At 37.9% G+C, this 19,730-nt stretch carries 14 protein-coding genes and 1 tRNA gene; 13 read left to right on the plus strand and 2 right to left on the minus strand.

The features are described from left to right. The first annotated feature begins 1,144 nt into the window (after nt 1-1,144). The 12 genes from ABXH34_RS09740 to queA all read left to right on the plus strand — a co-directional run bounded on the left by ABXH34_RS09740 (nt 1,145) and on the right by queA (nt 16,821). Entirely contained in the window at nt 1,145-2,293 is a 1,149-nt protein-coding gene (locus ABXH34_RS09740; protein WP_353571687.1) for a ribonucleotide-diphosphate reductase subunit beta, read from the plus strand. A 179-nt stretch (nt 2,294-2,472) separates the two neighbouring features. After that, nucleotides 2,473-4,602 carry an OmpA family protein gene (locus ABXH34_RS09745; protein ID WP_353571688.1) on the plus strand — a complete coding sequence of 710 codons (2,130 nt, stop codon included), beginning with the start codon at nt 2,473-2,475 and terminating at the stop codon, nt 4,600-4,602. A gap of 8 nt (nt 4,603-4,610) precedes the next feature. Further along, on the plus strand, nt 4,611-5,099 hold the full coding sequence (tsaE, locus tag ABXH34_RS09750) for a tRNA (adenosine(37)-N6)-threonylcarbamoyltransferase complex ATPase subunit type 1 TsaE (RefSeq protein WP_353571689.1): 489 nt from the start codon (nt 4,611-4,613) through the stop codon (nt 5,097-5,099). A gap of 75 nt (nt 5,100-5,174) precedes the next feature. Continuing rightward, complete coding sequence (locus ABXH34_RS09755; protein ID WP_353571690.1) at nt 5,175-5,567, plus strand: bacteriohemerythrin; 393 nt, start codon at nt 5,175-5,177, stop codon at nt 5,565-5,567. Between the two features lie 396 nt (nt 5,568-5,963). Next, a complete protein-coding gene (rpsP, locus tag ABXH34_RS09760) occupies nt 5,964-6,254 on the plus strand; it encodes a 30S ribosomal protein S16 (protein WP_353571691.1) in 291 nt (96 codons plus the stop codon). 3 nt (nt 6,255-6,257) lie between these two features. Continuing rightward, entirely contained in the window at nt 6,258-6,767 is a 510-nt protein-coding gene (gene rimM / locus ABXH34_RS09765; RefSeq protein ID WP_353571692.1) for a ribosome maturation factor RimM, read from the plus strand. Between the two features lie 71 nt (nt 6,768-6,838). Further along, nucleotides 6,839-7,582, plus strand: coding sequence for a tRNA (guanosine(37)-N1)-methyltransferase TrmD (gene trmD, locus ABXH34_RS09770; protein ID WP_353571693.1), 744 nt, complete (start codon nt 6,839-6,841; stop codon nt 7,580-7,582). 2 nt (nt 7,583-7,584) lie between these two features. Beyond that, nucleotides 7,585-7,968, plus strand: a complete 384-nt coding sequence (rplS, locus tag ABXH34_RS09775; protein WP_353571694.1) for a 50S ribosomal protein L19 — start codon at nt 7,585-7,587, stop codon at nt 7,966-7,968. A 416-nt stretch (nt 7,969-8,384) separates the two neighbouring features. After that, entirely contained in the window at nt 8,385-10,448 is a 2,064-nt protein-coding gene (locus tag ABXH34_RS09780; RefSeq protein ID WP_353571695.1) for a glycosyltransferase, read from the plus strand. Nucleotides 10,449-10,766: 318 nt separating this feature from the next. Beyond that, the gene (locus ABXH34_RS09785) at nt 10,767-12,440 is read left to right on the plus strand and encodes a hypothetical protein (protein WP_353571696.1); all 1,674 of its coding nucleotides are present in this window, start codon (nt 10,767-10,769) and stop codon (nt 12,438-12,440) included. Nucleotides 12,441-12,797: 357 nt separating this feature from the next. Further along, nucleotides 12,798-15,683 carry an InlB B-repeat-containing protein gene (locus tag ABXH34_RS09790; protein ID WP_353571697.1) on the plus strand — a complete coding sequence of 962 codons (2,886 nt, stop codon included), beginning with the start codon at nt 12,798-12,800 and terminating at the stop codon, nt 15,681-15,683. An 88-nt stretch (nt 15,684-15,771) separates the two neighbouring features. Then, the gene (gene queA / locus ABXH34_RS09795) at nt 15,772-16,821 is read left to right on the plus strand and encodes a tRNA preQ1(34) S-adenosylmethionine ribosyltransferase-isomerase QueA (RefSeq protein ID WP_353571698.1); all 1,050 of its coding nucleotides are present in this window, start codon (nt 15,772-15,774) and stop codon (nt 16,819-16,821) included. A 3-nt stretch (nt 16,822-16,824) separates the two neighbouring features. Here queA and ABXH34_RS09800 read toward each other — a convergent pair. Beyond that, nucleotides 16,825-16,901: transfer RNA gene (locus ABXH34_RS09800), tRNA-Ile, on the minus strand. 56 nt (nt 16,902-16,957) lie between these two features. Between ABXH34_RS09800 and ABXH34_RS09805 the strand changes: the two genes are divergently transcribed. Next, a complete protein-coding gene (locus ABXH34_RS09805; RefSeq protein WP_353571699.1) occupies nt 16,958-17,830 on the plus strand; it encodes a tetratricopeptide repeat protein in 873 nt (290 codons plus the stop codon). Nucleotides 17,831-18,002: 172 nt separating this feature from the next. Here the strand turns inward: ABXH34_RS09805 and ABXH34_RS09810 are convergent, their stop codons facing one another. Then, entirely contained in the window at nt 18,003-19,523 is a 1,521-nt protein-coding gene (locus tag ABXH34_RS09810; RefSeq protein WP_353571700.1) for an SGNH/GDSL hydrolase family protein, read from the minus strand. Nucleotides 19,524-19,730 lie beyond the last annotated feature (207 nt).

Consider the following 19,730-nt stretch of genomic DNA (forward strand, 5'->3'; position numbering starts at 1 on the left):
ATCCATATCAAAAAACAGTTCTTGAAATATACTAATTGTTTTAACATCGATACCATTTTGACAAAGTGTTTGTGCAAGTACCCGTGCTGTTTGCTTATGACCACCACCTGATTCATTGTGAATAACAAGAATTTTTTTCATAAAGATACACTTATCAGTTCAGTCTTAGCTATTATTAAGGCCATGGTATCATAGCCATAGTTTAATACGTTTTTTTATACTATTTAATTTTAGAACCTAAATGCCACGTCCAACAAAAGTTAAAGAGTATTGAGAAAAAGTTTTAAATTATGATGCTCAGTACAAGACACAAATTAAGTTTCTAATTCTGAAAAGGGTGTCATTTTCTAGTAAAAATATTATCCACTCTGACTATATAATCATTGCGATGGAATTATTATCTAATAAATCTAACGAACTGGCAGCCCTTAATAATCAATTACTTAATTTTCATAAAAATGTTATAAAATATCTAATCATTTGATTTGTAAATATATATTATCAAGCCCTGTCAAAGTTTTCTCATTTATTGCTACCATAAAAATCTAGCTTATAAATATGGTGTGATGCCTTGTTCATTGACCAAATAGTCAGTAATTACCCATAAAATTGTGAGTGACATTTAAAATCGACTCAATTTAAGCTGGCAATTCTGTGAGTTAGCATTAACAGTCTTGCGTTTTATTTTCCTTTCTCAATATTTCTCTATTTAGCATTTAGTTTCTTCTATTTCTCTCGATTATGGCGATAAATGTGCCATTTTGATGCGTTATGATGGGAAAACGAGCAATGATAATAGGTTTCAAGGATACGATTTATAATTAGAAATTACATGAAATTCCCCTAGCTTGACTTGATTAGCCTGATTAAAACGAATAAAAAAAATTTGTGTTTAAGAACTGAAATCAGAACAAAATCTTAGCTACTTTTGTTTATATGATATTGTTGAAATTCATAAAAAACCCTTAGTTTTCAGTTATTAACTATGATAAAATATACTCCAATGTAGTATTCCATTCTCCATTACACTGCAATTGTCCTATCCACTGCAGCATGGGAAAAACCATATTTCTAAGACGACATTGCGGTTATAGCAGTGTCGTTTTTTCAATTTAAACCAAAGTCATATTGCGGAGTAGACTTTATGCTAGATTTTGATGACACGGATGCGAGTTTAGACAGTGATGACATTGCTATGGCCACAAAAAAGCCAGTAACAAAAAAAATATTTCCAGTGTCTTCATCGTTAGACCCTATTTCTATCGGTAACAAACGCCCTGATGCGAATGATGTAAAAGTGGTTGGTGGACGTGGTTATGATTTACGCCAACCGATTCCAATCAAATATGGTTCAGTACGCCAACGGTTCTTGGATGCCCGACAAAATTTCTGGGTACCTAATGATATTCCAATGGGAGAAGATAAAGCACAATGGTTAACAGGCAAATTAACTGAGGCGGAAATGTGGCTATTTAAAACCAATATTTCTTACTTAACAGCCAGTGACAACCTCGTACCTGATAATTTAGACAATGCTATTATGAGCCATATTACAGCCAATGAGATGCGCCAATACTTACGCTGGCAGATTGCAGAAGAGGCAAATCACTTAGAAAGTTACTTGTTTGTTTTAGAATCATTTGGCTTAGATGAAAAAGGCCAAGGTCAAATTTTCAGCCTATATCAAGAAGTACCTGAATTAACAGCAAAACTAAACTGGAACTTACAATTTACCAATAATGTCGTGAATTGCGAAGCACCACGCGGCTCAGTTGAAGCCAATCATGCTTTGTTAGAAGATTTAATCAGCTATTATATCTTTGAATTCTTATTCTTCCCGCTGGGTTTTTCACAAATTTTTGCTTTAGCCCGTCAAGGTAAATTAAAAAATACTGCCGAACAATATGCGTATATTTGGCGTGATGAAAACTTACACGCTCAAAATGCATTATGGCTTATTCGCCAAGTCATTCATGAAAATACAGGCTTATGGAATAGCAAAATGCAAGAACGCAGTCGCGCCATGATTAATGAAGCGGTACAGCTAGAATCAAGCTATGCCAAAGTGGCGATGCCTGATGGTGGTGTATTAGGGATGTCGGTACCAACTTACATTGAATACGCGCAATTTATGGCAGATAAAATTTGCTACGATTTAGGTTTAGAACCATTATTTAATATCAAATCACACCCAATGCCTTGGATTAGTGAATTTGAATTGAATGCTGAGAAAAATTTCTTCGAGTCTCGAGTGCAAGAATACCGTACTGGTAGCGCGTTAAGCTGGGACTAATTTCACTAGTAATGCTTCATAATACACCGTAAATAAACGGTTCAAGCTGTCAACATTGAGTCATTGAGTATATTGTTTGGTTAATTTAGAACCAAAAGTAACACACAAGGTTGGCAGTTTGATATTATTAGCGAAGGATTTTAACCAGCGTATACCACAAACCCCTCATGAAATTTTTATTGTTTACTCTTCTTTTCTTCAGTACCCATAGTTATGCTGAAACACTCTATTATCCAAATAATGAGCAAAAAGATAGCTTATATAGTCTCACTAAAACCTTTCGCCAAACTGAGCGTGGTATTGAGCTTATTTTGATGCTCAAAAATACTACGGATGAAATTAATGGCAATGGATTAGAACAAATCATTGAGGGCATCGAAATACAATACCCCTTACCGCCTGATGAATGGTTTGTACTGTCTGACAGCAATGTTTCACGGGGGCATGTTGAAATAAGAGACCAAGAATTAGCCATGTGTCAACCTACAATGCTGGGGCGTTTAAAAGGGTTTGAGAAAAATAATGAGTCGTTACATGATGAGTTGGCTTTACGTTTTGAAGCTGCCATTTTGCCACGTATGAGACCCACTTTGTCATACTGGCTTGTAGGACATTCAGACACCAAAGGTCGGGCTAGTTATAATAAAAAATTATCCTTAAGCCGTGCCGAAGCGGTTAAACAAGCTTTAGCTAATGCAGGTTTTGAGACTGGGCATATTACAGCCTTTGGAGAAGGCGAGGCATCCCCTCTGACTTTAGAACAGGATGATGCTAGTCATGAATTAAATCGCCGAGTTGAAATTTATCCTAAACAACATGCTTGGATATATTGGCAATTATCTCAATTTAAACCTGATGAAGAGGCAGAGTTGGTCTTAGTTCTTGAACCAAATAATTGGGCAAAGTTTGAAGAATTAGAAGCGGTATTGCTTGAAGAAAATTGCTACAAACTTAGCATGTTACATCAATATGCTATTCCTACTTATGCAAAACTACAATTACATAGCCATATCAAGCCAGCAGGAAAAGAGTGGACTCAAACAGCAGATGTGTCTTCTTGTGATGGGGTAACAGTAGAATTGGCCGTGGATAATAATGGCGCACGCTCTGCAAAAAATATGAAATTAGTTAATAAATTACCTTCAGAATGGCAGCTCGATCAAATTCAGGATTTTGAGCAACGTAAAACTAAAAACGCCTTATCTTTGAATTGGAAGCAAAAACGTTTATACCCAAATAAATCAATTAAGTTGCAATATCAAATTATTCCACCTTTTTTAACGATGCACCCCGAAAATTTAGAATCAGATAACCAACTTTGTTCACAAGAAAAATATGATAACCCGTTTTTTAGTGTAGGTTGTTTAGTCGCAAAGCAATTACAAGAGAATATAAAACCTGAAATGGTGACCCAACAGCATCAAGCAACATTGACTGCTCATGGTTATCCTTCGGTGCAAGCTCAAAATACAATACGTTGGCATACGCCTAGTTTGACGCTACAAACCATCAGCCCCCAAATTCAATATTCTGGTGAAAAAATTGAGCAAACTTTAATTATTACGAATAATGGCAATGTGCCGATCAAGCAACTCAAAGTAATGGTTCAATTACCCAAAAATATTCACAGTTTGGTCGCTCTACATGCACGCCAAAAGACAGATGAGCAAATTATTTGGGTGTTAGGGAAACTGCCACCTCAAGCCCAACAACAAGTGAAATTAAGCTTTATTCCCAATGGCAATCAATCTGATTTGGTCATGACCCAGTTTTCAGTTTATGACGAAGTGTATGGAGCAAAGCAATGTGTACGAGTCGATACCCAAATTCAAACTCTGATTAAGCCATTAATATCACCCTCACTGACTGTGCAAGCCGAACATGAAACCATTGCAGTTGGAAAAAAAATGTTTTATCAAATTCAACTTAAGAACCCAAATCCAATCGATTTAGCCTATAACATTACAGGTACAATTGATCCGCGCGTATGGTATCAAACACGTCAAACTGTAGTGGGTATTTTGCATGGAGCACAAGTGCAAACAACGGTTCCATTACAAGTGAATATTTTGCCATCAGGTGAGATTATTGTAATGCACAGTGGGCGCAAAGTAGTGACCGTACCCGCACAAGGTCGTCTATTATTTAATTTTTCATTGCAATCTAAAGCAATATCTGAGCATGTTTTGCAGGTCATTGCTGCCAATTTAGCCAGTCAATTTTCTGTCGCGCAGATTCAAATGAAAACGATGTCGCATCATGAATTAACCGAAGCCGAACAGCAAATAAAAACCGTTGTTTATCAGTAGGAAAAAATATGACTCAAGCTGAATCTCATTTATTTACAATTGAAACGGCTGAAGCGATGGAATTATTTGGGCAGGCTTTAGCGAAATCTATTCCTATTCAAGGTATTATTTATTTGCATGGTGATTTGGGTGCGGGCAAAACAACTTTGGTGCGTGGTTTTTTGCATGGTTTAGGCCATCAAGGCAAAGTAAAAAGTCCTACTTATACTTTGGTAGAACCTTATACATTGAGCAAAAAAATGGTGTATCATTTTGATTTATACCGCTTGGCAGACCCTGAAGAACTGGAATATGTGGGCATTAGAGACTATCTTGCACAAACCGCAATTTGTCTTGTTGAATGGCCAGATAAAGGACAAGGTGTACTCCCTCCCGCAGATGTACAGATTAATATTACTATTGATGGATACATGCGACAGGTGAGTCTACAAACGGCTGATTTAGATGATGCCAACAAAGTAGATTATCAACTGTTGTATAAGCTTTTAAATGGCTGAGAGCAAGGCATAGCCTGCAATTGGTACTATAAATGCTTATTCGCTTTATGGTTTAATTTTTACGAGGACAGCATAATGGCGTTGATGGAATGGACTGAGGCATTGCAATTAGGATTAGCTGATATTGATACTCAACACAAGAAGTTGGTTGATATTATTAATCAGTTAGATGATGCAATCAATGCTGGACAAGATTCACAAATACTGGGTGAGATTTTAGGAAGTTTACTAGATAGTGCTAAAGCTCATTTTAATTATGAGGAAGGTATGCTGAAAGGCAAAGGCTATAAAGCGTATCCTGCTCACAAGGCGGAACATGATGCATTAACCGAAAAATTAGGATTTATGCACCAAGCTTTTGTAGCGAACCAAGCTCCAGACAGTCAGCAAGTATTAATGTTTTTAAAGATTTGGTTAGAAGAACACATTATGGAAACTGACAAAGCTTATGTGGCCTCTGTTTCTTAATTTGGCTTTTGGTGGCTATGCATTTGTATAGCACCAATCTAAAGCTGCTTTTCAACACCCAAACTCACTCGATAAACCCCATAGATGTACTTTTTAAATTAATATTTTGCAATATTTGCAGTTTCAATCTGGTTAGTAGATCACATATAACATTGAGTCAATATCTCCAGCCAAATACAAATCTCAACAGTATAAAAATCACTTTTACCTTATTTATTCTTTAACACAACACAAAGAATATTTGCTTAAAGATTTAGTTCACCTTGCCTCATAATCTGCAAGCTCTTCATTTTTTATCCCCATTCTTCAAAAAAAAACATTTATAAATTGTGTTTTGTTTAATTATTTCATATAATTTAGAGTTTTCGTTGGTGTCAGCATAGGTACTTAAATCTAATGGTTACAATCCGTTTGTCTCGCGGTGGTTCTAAAAAGCGTCCTTTTTATCATTTTGTTGTGACTGATTCGCGCAGTCGTCGTGATGGCCGTTATATTGAACGCTTAGGCTTCTTCAATCCATTAGCCTCAGGCCAAGAAGAAACCTTGCGTATTAACCTAGAGCGTTTAGAGCACTGGTTAGGTCATGGCGCGCAAGCTTCTGAGCGTGTTAAAAAATTAGTCAAAGATTACCGTAAAACAGCTTCTACAGTTGTTGCTACAGCTGAAGTCTTAGCAGAAGCAGCATAATTAATGTCTGATCAGTCACGGCAAGTTATTGTTGGGTGTATTAATGGCATCTATGGGGTACGAGGTTGGGTAAAAGTTTATTCTTATACTCGTCCCATTGAAAATATATTGGCCTATTCGCCTTGGCAATTATGTCAACATCGGCAATGGCAAACCGTCAATATCAGCGAAGGTAAACCGCATGGTAAAGGTATTATTGTGCGCTTAGATGCTTGCCACACAAGAGAGCAAGCTGCCTTGTTATTGGGTAGTGAAATTGCTATTTCGCATGAGCAATTACCACCTACTGAGGATGATGAGTATTACTGGTCAGATTTAGTTGGTTTAAAGGTTATTAATCAAGATGGGGTTCTGTTTGGCACTGTTGATTACTTGATTGAAACTGGGTCAAATGATGTGTTGGTGGTAAAAGGTGAGCGAGAACGCCTCATTCCTTTTGTCATCCCACAGTTTATTACGCAAATTGACCTACAACAGCAACAGATTTTAGTTGACTGGGATCCAGAATTTTAAAATATCCACCAGATGGGCATGTATCACTTAATTTTTGATAACTGTTCATTGAATTATTTATTGACAGTATCATGCACATTGGCGTTATTACTCTGTTTCCAGAGATGTTTGCTGCACTACGTTGCGGCGGCATTGTTGCACGCGCCTTGGAACGTGAACTTTTAGAACTGAGTTTGTGGAACGTGCGTGATTATAGCCAAGATAAACATCGCAGAGTAGATGATAGGCCTTATGGTGGTGGCGCAGGTATGGTGATGCAAGTACAGCCTGTACGCGATTGCATTCAAGCAGCCCAAAGCCAATTTCAATCTAAGCCGAAAGTGATTTATTTATCACCGCAAGGACGTTGCTTAAACCAATCTGGCATCACTGAACTTTCCCAACATAAAAACCTCCTTTTAATATCAGGGCGTTATGAAGGGATTGATGAACGTATTGTTGAGCACGACATTGATGAAGAATGGTCGATTGGTGATTATGTATTAAGCGGTGGTGAATTAGCGGCGATGGTGATGATTGACGCACTGACGCGACATATTCCCGGTGCACTAGGACACAAAAATTCTGCTATAGAAGACTCGTTCTATCAGGGTTTATTAGATTATCCACATTATACTCGTCCTGAAGTAATTGATAATCAAGCTGTTCCAGCGGTGTTACTAGAAGGTCATCACCAAGCAATTGAACGCTGGCGACATAAGCAAGCATTGGGTCGCACTTGGCAAAAACGTCCTGACTTATTAGAAAAGCTTGAATTGACAGCAAATCAACAAGCTTTACTGGACGAATTTATTAACGAATTAAAGGGAGTATAAATATGAACATGAATATTATTCAGCAAATAGAATCAGAACAAATGGGAAAAGAAATCCCAGATTTTAACCCCGGCGACACAGTTGTGGTTCAAATTAAAGTAAAAGAAGGCACTCGTGAGCGTTTACAAGCGTTTGAAGGCTTAGTTATCGCTAAACGTAACCGTGGTTTACACTCAGCATTTACTGTGCGTAAAATTTCTCACGGTGAAGGTGTGGAACGGGTTTTTCAAACTTATAGCTCTCTTATTCAAGAAGTTAAAATTAAACGTCGTGGTGATGTACGTCGTGCTAAATTGTACTACATGCGCAACTTACGCGGTAAAGCAGCTCGTATTAAAGAAAAAATTCCTAACAAAAAAATAACTCAACAAGCCGCTGCACAGTAACTTGACCTGCTTTTTGTATCCTTTCAGGTTATGTTTAATTTGAAAGGATCATCTATTTTCTATAGTTAAACTGAAAACCTTTCGCCTTTTAGGCCAGTAGATTTATCTCCCAAAATGCAACCATGTAAGATATGGAATAAAAATATAGCGGCTGTGTCGCATATTAAAAAGATATTGTTTGGAGTAATAAGCATGATATAGCTTATGATGGCGAGAATATCCAGAACAGTAACTCACAGAATAAAACATTTCTCTATATTTAAACAGTTACAGGCTTAATTATTGGGCAAATCAATCGATTTATAGTGACGAATGATTCTAAAACCAATCTTGTCTTTTTGAGATAAACTAAGCGTGTTAAAATTACCTATCTTATTATAAAAATTATAACAAAACTTATGCAGGGTAATGATTTGGTGTCGACTTACCAACACGCGCAATATCCAACGTATTCTTTAACCACAGCAGGCGTAGGGAGTTACTCAGGCCAAGTTGACATAATTGTCTGTGTTCATAACGCATTAGCAGATGTACAACGTTGTTTGGCTTCTATACTCGAATATGTTTCTGGTGCATACCAACTTATACTTATAGATGATGGCAGCCAATCAGAAACCGAAGGTTTTTTACAAGACTTTGCTAATCAGCATTCTTGTCAATTGATTCGTAATGAACAGGCACGAGGCTATACTTTTGCAGCTAACCAAGGCTTGCGAGCGTCTAGCAATGAATACGTTATTCTTTTAAATAGCGATACCATTGTGACACCATATTGGTTAGAACGCTTAGTCGCTTGTGCTCATTCCGATGAAAAAATTGGTATGGTTGGACCTTTGAGCAATACAGCTTCTTGGCAATCAGTCCCTTATATTGAATGTAATGGCGATTGGGCAACAAATCCATTGCCTGTTGATATGACTCCAGCACAATTTGCTAATCGAATTGCGGCTTTTTCAACTCGAATTTATCCACGTCTATCTTTTCTAAATGGCTTTTGTTTATTTATTAAACGTCAGCTTATTCAGCAAATTGGCTATTTTGATGAAGAGTCATTTGGTGCTGGCTATGGAGAAGAAAATGATTATTGTATCAGAGCGAGACAAGCTGGCTGGCAGTTAGCGGTTGCTGATGATACCTATATTTATCATGCACAATCTAAAAGCTATTCTCATGAAAGACGACACCAATTAGCCGAACGAGCAGGGCAAATTTTAGCAGAAAAACATGGACAGCAAGCCATTGATGAAGGTGTGGGTATTTGTCGTTTTAGTCCTGCATTACAAGGTATTCGATTACGGATTCAACATTTAATTGAACGTTGGAATATTATTACTCAAGCCCAATATCAATGGCAAAGTAAGAGGATTATATTTGTATTACCTCTCATGGAAGTGGGAGGTGGTGGCAATGTGGTATTGTTTGAAGCAAGCGCTTTAAAACGTATGGGTATTGATGTTCATATTTTAAATTTCCAGCATCATAAAGAAGGTTTTGAAGCCGCTTATCCATATTTGGACATCCCTGTCATTTATTCGCCAACTGATTTTGATATTCCACATATTTGTAAAGATTTTGATGTAGTGATTGCAACTGCTAATGATTCTGTGGAATGGATTGCACCATTGGCTGACTTTCCAAATCCACCTAAGTTAGCTTATTACATCCAAGACTTTGAGCCCTATTTTCATATTGAACGACCTACTTGTAAACCTTGGTTCTGGAAGTCAGCATGGATACGTCGTCGTTTTGCTTCTTATTATTTTCGAAAACGTGAAGGCTTTCGGCGGGCTTGGTTATCTTATTTACGCGTGCCAAATATGTTGCGCTTTACCAAAACCGAGTGGAATAAGCATGAAATTGAACGTCAAGTACAACAACCTTGCACCGTCATAGGAGCAAGCTGTGATGTTGATTTATTTGCCCCACGTTTGGTGCGTATCTCAGCAGATGAACCGATAAAGATTACGGCAATGATTCGGCCTTCTAGTACCCGTCGTGGTGCAGTACGTACGATGCAAATTTTAAGACAAGCCGCTCATGAATATAAGGATAAGGTGAAAATTTATCTATTTGGTGTCAGGGCAGATGATCCTGGTTTTTTTGCATTACCTCATGACTTTGAGTATCAACATTTACAAGTTCTTATGTCAGAACAAGTTGCAGATTTATTAAGTACATCAGATATTTTTGTTGATTTTTCCCATTTTCAGGCAATGGGTTTAACCGCAATGGAAGCGATGGCCAGTCAAACAGCGGTCATTGTGCCTCAAACTGGAGGTACGAGCAGCTTTGCAAGACATCAACATAATGCACTTATTATCGATACTTTTTCGCCACAAGCATGTTATGGCAGTTTAAAGACGTTGATTGATGATACAGAGCTACGTCAAAGCCTAGCACAGCAAGCTCAAATAGATATGTTGCAACTCTATCCAGAACGTGCTGCGTATCGATTGCTTGAAGCATTATTTAATTGTTAATAAAATGCTTATTTAGCATCAAAATGTCTTTAAAATTAGATGGTACACTCATTGCAACGGGTATAAAAATAAATGAACTGTTGCTTATATACAACTGTTGTATTAATGTGTGGTTTTTTTATAAAAAAGTGTTGCATTTATATACAAGGCTTTGTATAGTTGTGTGTGAGGACAGAATACAAATTGACAGATGGAATACAACAGTTTTGAGTTCTTAAGCCTTGTATCTGAATTTCAAATTCTGTATTCTATGTGCAATATTTAAGTATTCCATTTGTTGGATTTTAACAACGCGATTTTTAGAGGAGTGTAAACGCAATGTTGAATATTAAGAAGAAGCTATTACCATCGGTGATGGCGGCTGCTTTAGCAACGGGTGTTGCCTTCAGTGGCAGTGCAAGTGCTATCCACTTAGCTGAAGATGGTCTTGGGCAAAGTTTATTAGGCCCTATCTATTTAGCCAATGGTGTTTACAGCACTAAAGTTGCAGTCGTAAATACACGTAATGATGTTGCTGTTAAAGCAAAAATAGTTTTACGTTCTTCTGTAAACTCTGATGAATTATTAGATTTTATTTGTTACATGACACCAAGTGACGTGTGCCGCTTTGAAATTAAACAAGAAGGCGATAAAGTTTACTTAACTTCTGATGATGACTCTGTTTTAAGCCCAGCTGAACAAGGTGATAGCAGCGTAACTACAGTTAACTCGCTAGCAAAAGCAAGTGCAACTTTCGCATCAATTAATACATTAAGCCAAGAGTTATATGATTGGCGTTTAACAGGTACAAACGACACAACTACAATGGGTCACATTGAAGTATTTGGCGTTTATGGTGTTAAAGGTAATGTTGTAGGTTATGATTCTGTAGGCACAGAGACAAATATTCTCATTAAAGAAGGCATGAGTAAATTTGATCTTGCAAAAATCTTTGATACGCCACGTTATTCTTATCACTACGATTCATTATTCCATCGTCAAATTGCTAGCTCTAACAGCTTAGCTCTTTCAAATGTTGCAGTACATGCTCCAACTGAAAAAACTGAAAGAAATAGCGGTGTAGACGCACCTTGGGGTACTTTAGCAAGCAGCAAAATCCGTTCAACTGACTCAGCATGGGTTGCTTTAACTGGTAGCGTTTCTATTGAGAACAATGTTGACCGTATTGGTTACCGTATTCCTGCTTTAGCTGGCTCAGTTGGTGATGAAGTTGACGCACCTTATGTAGTGCCAACTAGCTTATCTGATGTTTCCAGCACTGCTGTATGGGATGGTTTAGTTATAGCTAACCCTGAGTTTGATGTTACTATTGGTAAAGAAACATTAATTGGTAACCAATTTGGTATTAGTTCAACTAGTGTTGTTAACTTAAGCAAAGTTGTTGAAATTGAAACTGCATTAGCAGCGTCTAACTTAGAAGCAACTTATGAAGATGATGGTAGCAGCACACCAGCAGGTTCTAACAGAACTCAGTTAATCGTAACATTCCCAACTCGTTATTTACATGACGATGATTACGATCCTAACAAAACTGTGTTCCCTAAAGACCCTTGTGGTACTCCAGGTTTATTAGCAGCTGATACTCATTCTGCACCTTTCCAAGCAGATGGTTTAGCACTTTATTCTATGATTGCTTATGATAACCAAGAGCACTACACTGAAACTGTAGATGGCCTTATCTTCTCTGGTATCCAATTATGCCCAGATGGTAGCGTGCCTAAATCACAAACTGATACAACTGTACGTAGAATTATTCGTGCGGATCAAGATTGTGATACAAGAGGCGGTTTAGTTGAAGTGAACTACTTCTTCCCAGGATGGCCTGCATCTACTGATAACTACAATTTTGAGTCAGGTTGGTTCAACTTAGCATTAGAAGCACGCAATGGTTGCCCTTATGCAGGTATGCCAGCTATCAGCTACACTCATAAATATGTTATTGGTGACAGTAGCCCAATTAAATCTTGGTTAACTCCTGTTGGCCATAAGTAAGAAGCGCATTAAGTAGTAATACCTAGCGTTTTAAAATCTAAAAACACACTTCAATATCTGTTGGAGTGTGTTTTTTTATGCCTGCTTATTTTTAAGTCCTATTCCTAAAGCTGAAAATAGACAAACTCTAAACTTCAGTATAGTATTAAACTAATTTCCAAAGGTAGTACTTAAAAATCGTTTTGTGCATGACTGTACCCACTCAGTGTGATTTGCAGAGTTAACCCCTTGATTTACCCAATCCAAAGGTTTTACATCTAAAAATAAAACTGTCAAAAAGCGCAGATTGGCACAACTTTTTGCAGCACTATCTATTGATTTGATACCACATTAAGGTTTTAATTTATGAGAAGACTCATGGCACGTAATCGCTTTGCTATTTTTATTTGTTTCATACTTAACTTATTTCTTATTAATCAAGCTAACGCTGTTCCTTGGGATTTTGAAGAATCTGTTCCAATTTTAGCCAAGAACTATCCTCAAATGCCTGAAGGTGTTAGTATTTTTTCATTTACTGTCAGTTTTGATCCATCTGCGGGGGTGAGAAGAGATTTTAGTGGTGGTGAAAGTTACTTGGTTCACATTCCACTTCCTCCGGGTGTCAATGGAGTTCAAGCTGCTTTCCAGTCTAACTTTGCTGACCCATTATCAGGTATAGGATTTTATGGTGATACCAAACCTGATTTATGCCCTGCCAATGTAACCAATGGTTCAACACCTTGTGGCAGTGGTAACTATGTTTATTTTGATGATGGTGAAGGTAATCGTTTTGAGCCAGTAAAAGGTCAAGCCAGTATTGGTATTTATGATTTGCGTTTTGAATCAGGCTCTATTCAAACTGCAACTACAGGTTATTTAGGCTTATATTTGCAACCGGGTTCTACCAGCCGTTATGACTCCTCTGCAATTGGTTTTTCTATCTCAATTGGTGATAGAGACCTTTATGAGCAATGGTGGTGTGAAAATATCAGCCGTCAATGTACAACAACTCCAGAAACACCTAACAATTTAACCTTAAGTTTAGCTGCAGTGGGTAATGGTGCTATTTCAGTGCGTAATGGCTCAACAGAACTTGGGCAATGCTCTCAAAATTCTGGAACATGTATTTATACACAAGCTCAAGGTACAACGTTAGGCTTAGTTGCACTACCTACAAATAGTGGCACAACAGTGGCTTGGAGTGGTAATAGTGGCCAATGCAATGCTAATAATGGCACGGTACAAAGTGTTTCTTTAAGTAGTAATGTCAGTTGTAATGTGCAATTTACGGAACAAACGGTTGTTGAGGAAAAATTTAACCTGAATATTATCCCATCCAGTGGTGGGACTGTGACTTCTACTGATGGCTTAATTCAGTGTGGTAGTGATACGGGTCGTCTATGTTTAGCTTCTTATGTAACAGGGCAACAAGTTGTGTTACAAGCCAATGCAAATACGGGTTTTCGTTTTACAGGTTGGACAGGAAATTGTTCAGGCACTAGCTCGACATTTAGTTTAACCATGAATCAAGTAGCCAGTTGTGAAGCTAATTTTGCAACCCAAACAACTCAAAATACGGCTCCTGTAGCACAATTTGCACATTGGTTTGATTCTGAAACTTCTACGGTCTATTTAGATGCTAGTGCTTCGTATGATGATGACAATGATAATTTAATATATCAATGGCATAGCAGTAATAAACAAACTGATTTTGTGAATACCACGCAAAAAACCGAAATCGAATTTTCAAATAACACCAGCACAACCCAAACCATTACTTTAATTGTTACTGATGGTCAAGGTGGATTTGATAGTACTGCTCAGGTGATAGAGTTACCACGTCCGATTACTGCCGATTTCAGCTTAAGCTATACAGGTGGCCAGCAAATTTCAACGACCAGTATTAATCCTAATGTGTATTTTGCATCTGGCAACTTAAACGTGGATTTAAATTCAACGGCAACATCTTCTGATAATATACCTATTACGAGTTATCAATGGAGTATTAGTAATTATGCTGTTTTGGATACCAATCAGTCTAATTTAACCATTTCATTGCAAAATAAAGACTTTTTGTATGCAATTACCTTGTTAGTGACAGATCAAAATGGCAGAAGTAGCAGCATTTCTAAATTGCTTCAAGTAACAGCAGATTCACAAAGCCCTATTATCAGTAATGTTGTTGTACAACCAACAGGTACAATTGAAAACCAAATAGGTCTATTAGCAGCAAAAATTGATGCAGGCAGTACTTATGATCCTGATGGTGGTAATTTAACCTATAATTGGTCTAGTACGGGGACGTGTAATAATGGTCAAGCTTGTACAGCAACAGAAGCACAAGCCTATTTTTCCTATGATGCTGAAGGCACTTATGATGTGAGTTTAACTGTCATTGATGAGGAAAGTCATACTGCAACCATACAAAATCAACAAATTGAAGTAAAACGTCCAATAGCCAGTGGGCTTTCTGTTGCTCCTCTCGCTTATGACGCAGCTAAAAATTATTATGTTGCAACTTATGGTGAGCCTCTGACAGTTCAAGTTTCTGCACAATCTGGCGTAACCCAAGGTACGATTCGTAAATATACTTGGTCTTACAAATTAAACAATGGTGCTAAAACGGTAATCAGTGACACCGTGAATCCTAGCATTACTTTCAGCCCAACCCAAGCAGGTGAATATGTCTTCTTAGTTGATATTGAAGATAATTACAATTTACTTGGTGGTTCTGGTTCTGGTCAGATTCATGTTGATTTACCCGCAGTAGGTACAGGCCGTTCATTGAAAACCCGGTCAAATGGTTTGAGTAGTGGAAATGCTCGCTTTAGTGGTTCTGTGATTGATACTGAGAATAATGTCTTATTGGGTAATCAAAATATTACGCTGAAAGATTCTGACCCAGTTAAAGTACAGTTCACCATTGATGTGGCTGCAGAAGATGTGGGACAGGCGGCGGATATTGTCAGTGTCATTGAGTTCAAACCTACTGAAATTCAACAAGATCAATGGTATATGCAATCCCAAACCGAAACATTGCCTTACGTTGAGTGGAATTCTGAGCAAGACACCGCATCGTTTACTTTTAACAAAGCTATTGATGAATTGAAACTACAAGAACAAGTTATTGTTGCTGAAGGTCAATTCACTGGATTAATTGGTAATTTTAAAATATTCACAGGCTATTGTTTAAAAATTGAAACTGGCGAAGCTGGTGAACTCACTTTTAATGAAACACCTTTGCAATTCATAGTTGAAGAGTAATTAACCAATACGCATTTCCTTTAAGTTTGAGGGAAGTGCGTTATTCTTTAAAAATATTTCCAATATCGCTTTATCAAAAATACCCATAATGCACCGTTCTGATTTCCATTTTGATTTACCCGAATCCCTCATTGCTCAATTTCCCAGTAAATCTCGCACTGCCAGCCGTTTACTACATTTAGAAACTGAAGCTAATCAAATTCAAGACTTACAATTTACTGATTTTCCCTGTTTATTAAAGCCTAATGACTTGCTGGTATTTAACAATACGCGGGTGATGCCTGCTCGTTTGTATGCACATAAAGCCACAGGTGGTAAAGTCGAAATTTTGATTGAGCGACTGTTGGACAATAAACGGGTTTTAGCACAAGTTCGAGCCAGTAAAAGTCCTAAACCTGAGACTGAATTATTACTGGAAGATGGCACAAGTTTGACCGTTGTACAGCGCGTGGAACAATTTTTTGAGCTGCGATTTAATACAGAGCAAGATATTCAACAAATTTTACAAGCAGTGGGACATATTCCATTACCACCCTATATTAAACGTGATGATGGTGAACAAGATTTAAACCGTTATCAAACCGTTTATGCTAAGCATTTAGGCGCAGTTGCAGCACCCACAGCAGGTTTACATTTTGATGATAATATTTTGCAACAGATTGAACAAAAAGGCATTCAAACTGCATTTGTGACCTTACATGTTGGTGCTGGGACATTTTCTCCTGTGCGAGTAGATGATATTGCACAACACAAAATGCACTCGGAATGGCTTACTGTTTCTGAGTCCGTTTGTGAGCAAATTCAAGAGACACGACGAAAAGGTGGGCGGGTGATTGCGATTGGCACAACCAGTGTCAGGGCGTTAGAGTCAGCGGCACACAGTGGTGAAATCCAACCTTTTACAGGCGACACTCGTATTTTTATTACACCGGGCTATGAATTCAAAGTGGTTGATGCTTTATTGACTAATTTCCATTTACCCGAATCAACACTACTAATGTTAGTCAGTGCATTTGCAGGTTATGAACAAGTCTTAGCAGCTTATCATCATGCGGTAGCACAACAATATCGTTTCTTTAGTTATGGGGACGCAATGTTTATGCAGCGATTGAAAAATGCTGACTCAGATGTGATATAGAAATGGTGGGCCTGGTAGGACTTGAACCTACGACCTGCCGATTATGAGTCGGATGCTCTAACCAACTGAGCTACAGGCCCTGACTGAAAAATTTCAAGGCTGCAAATCTTATCATGTGCAAGGAGATAGTTCAAGTATGCGTATCTGTATTTATAGTTTATTAATGCTTTTTATTCCATTCAATGTTGCCGCAAACTGGTTTCAAAACCATGAGCAACAAGGAGAGCAGGCATTCCAACAACAAAATTATCAACAAGCGGCTGAGTTATTCAATGATGCTTATCGGCGTGGTGTGGCGTTATACAAAGATGGCCGTTATGAAGAAGCTGCGCAAGCGTTTGAACAAGTGGAACGTGATAATGTCAAAGCCGACGCGCTATATAATTTAGGCAATGCCCATTTTCAACAACAACAATACGAAGCGGCGATTGCGGCTTATAAACAGAGTTTAAAACAAAATCCCGACAATGAGGATGCTCGACATAATTTAGCGACTGCGGAGCAAATGCAACAACAGCAAGAAAATCAGCAAAATTCAGAAGGCGATCAAAATAAGGATCAACAACAATCTGACGAAAATAAAGATCAGCAAAATCAGCAGCAGAGTGAGCAATCAGACCAGTCTCAACAACAGCAAGAAGCCAGTCAGTCAGAACAAGAATCTCAAGAAGAACAACAAGCGAATCAATCTAATCAATCAGAGCAAGAAGGGGAACAAGGCCAATCCGATCAAGCTCAAACCGCTGAAAATGAACAGCAACAAATGCAGCAAGCAGATGAACAAAACCCAAATGAGACCGCTGAAGCCGCTCAACAAGCTGAAGAACAAAATGAATCTGATGCAGAACATAGTGCTAAAACCCTTGCTGAATTAAAGCAACAAGAATTAGATAATATGGCAGATTTTTGGCTGAATCGCTTAGAAAATAATCCGCAACAATTATTACGTAATCAGTTTTATTTAGATTCAAGACGCTCTGATGTAGAACAACAAGAAAGAACTTGGTAATAAAATAAGGGCAGTCCTAAGCAGAATATAGTCATTCTATTTTAAGATGATACAGAACTGGCAATCCTAGATTTAAAAACTATTTGATATTTAAAGTATTTCAGGACTGCCAGTCCTCACATTCAAGATAGAATTGACTATATAAACAACTTAGAGCTGCCAATCTGTTTTTTTAATCTGTTTCAAATAAAATCTGAGTCTCATCACCTTGGCTGACACGGAATGATACTTTAGGCCGAGATGCACCAAAATCACCATAAGACTGTGCAAAATAAGGGATAATATTTACCTCATCTGAATCCGCATAAAATGCAATGAATGTTTCGCCAATCGCAGGATTTAATAAGCCACCCATACTGATTTGTCCTGAAAGATTAGCCGCCAATAATGAAATCCCAAAATAAGTGCTAGGAGCAGATTCTAAACTTCTGATTTCTAAAATATAATCGCCTGCGGGAACTGTATCACTTTTAAATGGTTCATTGCTGACATTGACAATTTGCTGCCAAACCAGCTCGCGTGATTCGGAGTTAGTATAAAAACGCAGGTCTAGTTGTTTTACTTTATTCAAATAATCGTACAAATACAGATCAATAGTTGTATCTTGGGTCAAACTAAACACCACAAAGCTGGCTAATTGTCCCTGTCTAGCAACCACTGTACCTGCATGAAAACCATCTATATTTTTATTTTGAGCAACCGATAAACCAACCGTACCTTCAGCAGTTGAACTTGGTTGCAGCACAATATTATAAAATCCTTGTTGATCTAATAACCAATCATATTGACAGCTATTTTCCCCACAGGCTTGAGTGATAGGCTCAGCATCTTGGTTGATAAAAGCGGCCATTTCATCGCCAATTTTATGATGCGTCACTGTTGTCGGGTGAATCAAATCCCAAAAATAATACTGTTCAGGATTGTCACAGGGAATCGGAGGGTTAACAGTTTCATCTAAACAACCGGGTGCAAGCACGGTGACACCATACGTTTCTGGATTTTTCATCGCGCTAAAACTATCGAAGTTCATCACTGCAAAGGGCAATAAATCCAAACGGGTTTTTAAATAGCGGTTCAAACGTTGGATAATCGCGGTTGATTCAGCTTCTAAACCAGCGGCAACCACGAACGGTGCTGTACCAACATCAGGTAAATTCGGTACGACAAAATGACGTGCGCCATGCTCATACAATTGAGTCACAGCATCAATTAAGTTATGTACCGTGGTTTTAATTTCATTAATCGAGATTGGTTCGCCCAGCGTAATTGATTTGATAAAGTTGAAATCATTCACACCTGCCCAAATCACATATAACGCCTCACTATCCGCCGCTTCAGTCGTATCTATGTAGGTTTGAACTTCTTCTGCCAGCCCCATAGTGGCATCAGGATAATCACGATCTATATTATTTTTGTCATTGGTGTGCGCCCCACCCCAAGCAAAATTAGTCGCAGGATTAAACGTTAAACCAATTTGTGGTGCAAAATATTCAGCCCAAATAGGCCCATCGCTAAAACGGCCTTGATAATACGGCGGTGTGGATGGTAGATTGACCGCTTGATAAACCAGCCCTGTATCTGACAAGCTATCACCAAAAATATATAACTCGGAATACTCTGCTGCGACAGTGATATGGCTGATAAAAAACAATAAATAAAACGAATTCAAAAACGGCCTGATGAAAGAATACATTATTTTGACCTTTATTTAAGGTATAGTTTAAAAAGTGGGCTAATTTTGCCCTCTTAAACAATTTTGGTCAAAGTTTTTATGGGTATTTTGATTAAAGACGGATGAGATTATCCGTTACTATAAATCTGAACTAATCTGTTAGTTCAATTTATTCACATCGTCATCAACTCAGCAATGAAACATTGTCTGACAAGTCTGTTATGTGCG

It is taken from the genome of Candidatus Albibeggiatoa sp. nov. BB20 (genome assembly GCA_016744725.1).
Classification (GTDB): Bacteria; Pseudomonadota; Gammaproteobacteria; order Beggiatoales; family Beggiatoaceae; genus Albibeggiatoa.

What these genes read in the sequence shown, in the direction of transcription:
- ABXH34_RS09740 (WP_353571687.1), top strand. Translation starts at nt 1,145, where the DNA reads ATGCTAGATTTTGATGACACGGATGCGAGTTTAGACAGTGATGACATT.
- tsaE (WP_353571689.1), top strand. Translation starts at nt 4,611, where the DNA reads ATGACTCAAGCTGAATCTCATTTATTTACAATTGAAACGGCTGAAGCG.
- ABXH34_RS09755 (WP_353571690.1), top strand. Translation starts at nt 5,175, where the DNA reads ATGGCGTTGATGGAATGGACTGAGGCATTGCAATTAGGATTAGCTGAT.
- rpsP (WP_353571691.1), top strand. Translation starts at nt 5,964, where the DNA reads ATGGTTACAATCCGTTTGTCTCGCGGTGGTTCTAAAAAGCGTCCTTTT.
- rimM (WP_353571692.1), top strand. Translation starts at nt 6,258, where the DNA reads ATGTCTGATCAGTCACGGCAAGTTATTGTTGGGTGTATTAATGGCATC.
- trmD (WP_353571693.1), top strand. Translation starts at nt 6,839, where the DNA reads ATGCACATTGGCGTTATTACTCTGTTTCCAGAGATGTTTGCTGCACTA.
- rplS (WP_353571694.1), top strand. Translation starts at nt 7,585, where the DNA reads ATGAACATGAATATTATTCAGCAAATAGAATCAGAACAAATGGGAAAA.
- ABXH34_RS09785 (WP_353571696.1), top strand. Translation starts at nt 10,767, where the DNA reads ATGTTGAATATTAAGAAGAAGCTATTACCATCGGTGATGGCGGCTGCT.
- ABXH34_RS09790 (WP_353571697.1), top strand. Translation starts at nt 12,798, where the DNA reads ATGGCACGTAATCGCTTTGCTATTTTTATTTGTTTCATACTTAACTTA.
- queA (WP_353571698.1), top strand. Translation starts at nt 15,772, where the DNA reads ATGCACCGTTCTGATTTCCATTTTGATTTACCCGAATCCCTCATTGCT.
- ABXH34_RS09805 (WP_353571699.1), top strand. Translation starts at nt 16,958, where the DNA reads ATGCGTATCTGTATTTATAGTTTATTAATGCTTTTTATTCCATTCAAT.
- ABXH34_RS09810 (WP_353571700.1), bottom strand. Translation starts at nt 19,523, where the DNA reads ATGTATTCTTTCATCAGGCCGTTTTTGAATTCGTTTTATTTATTGTTT.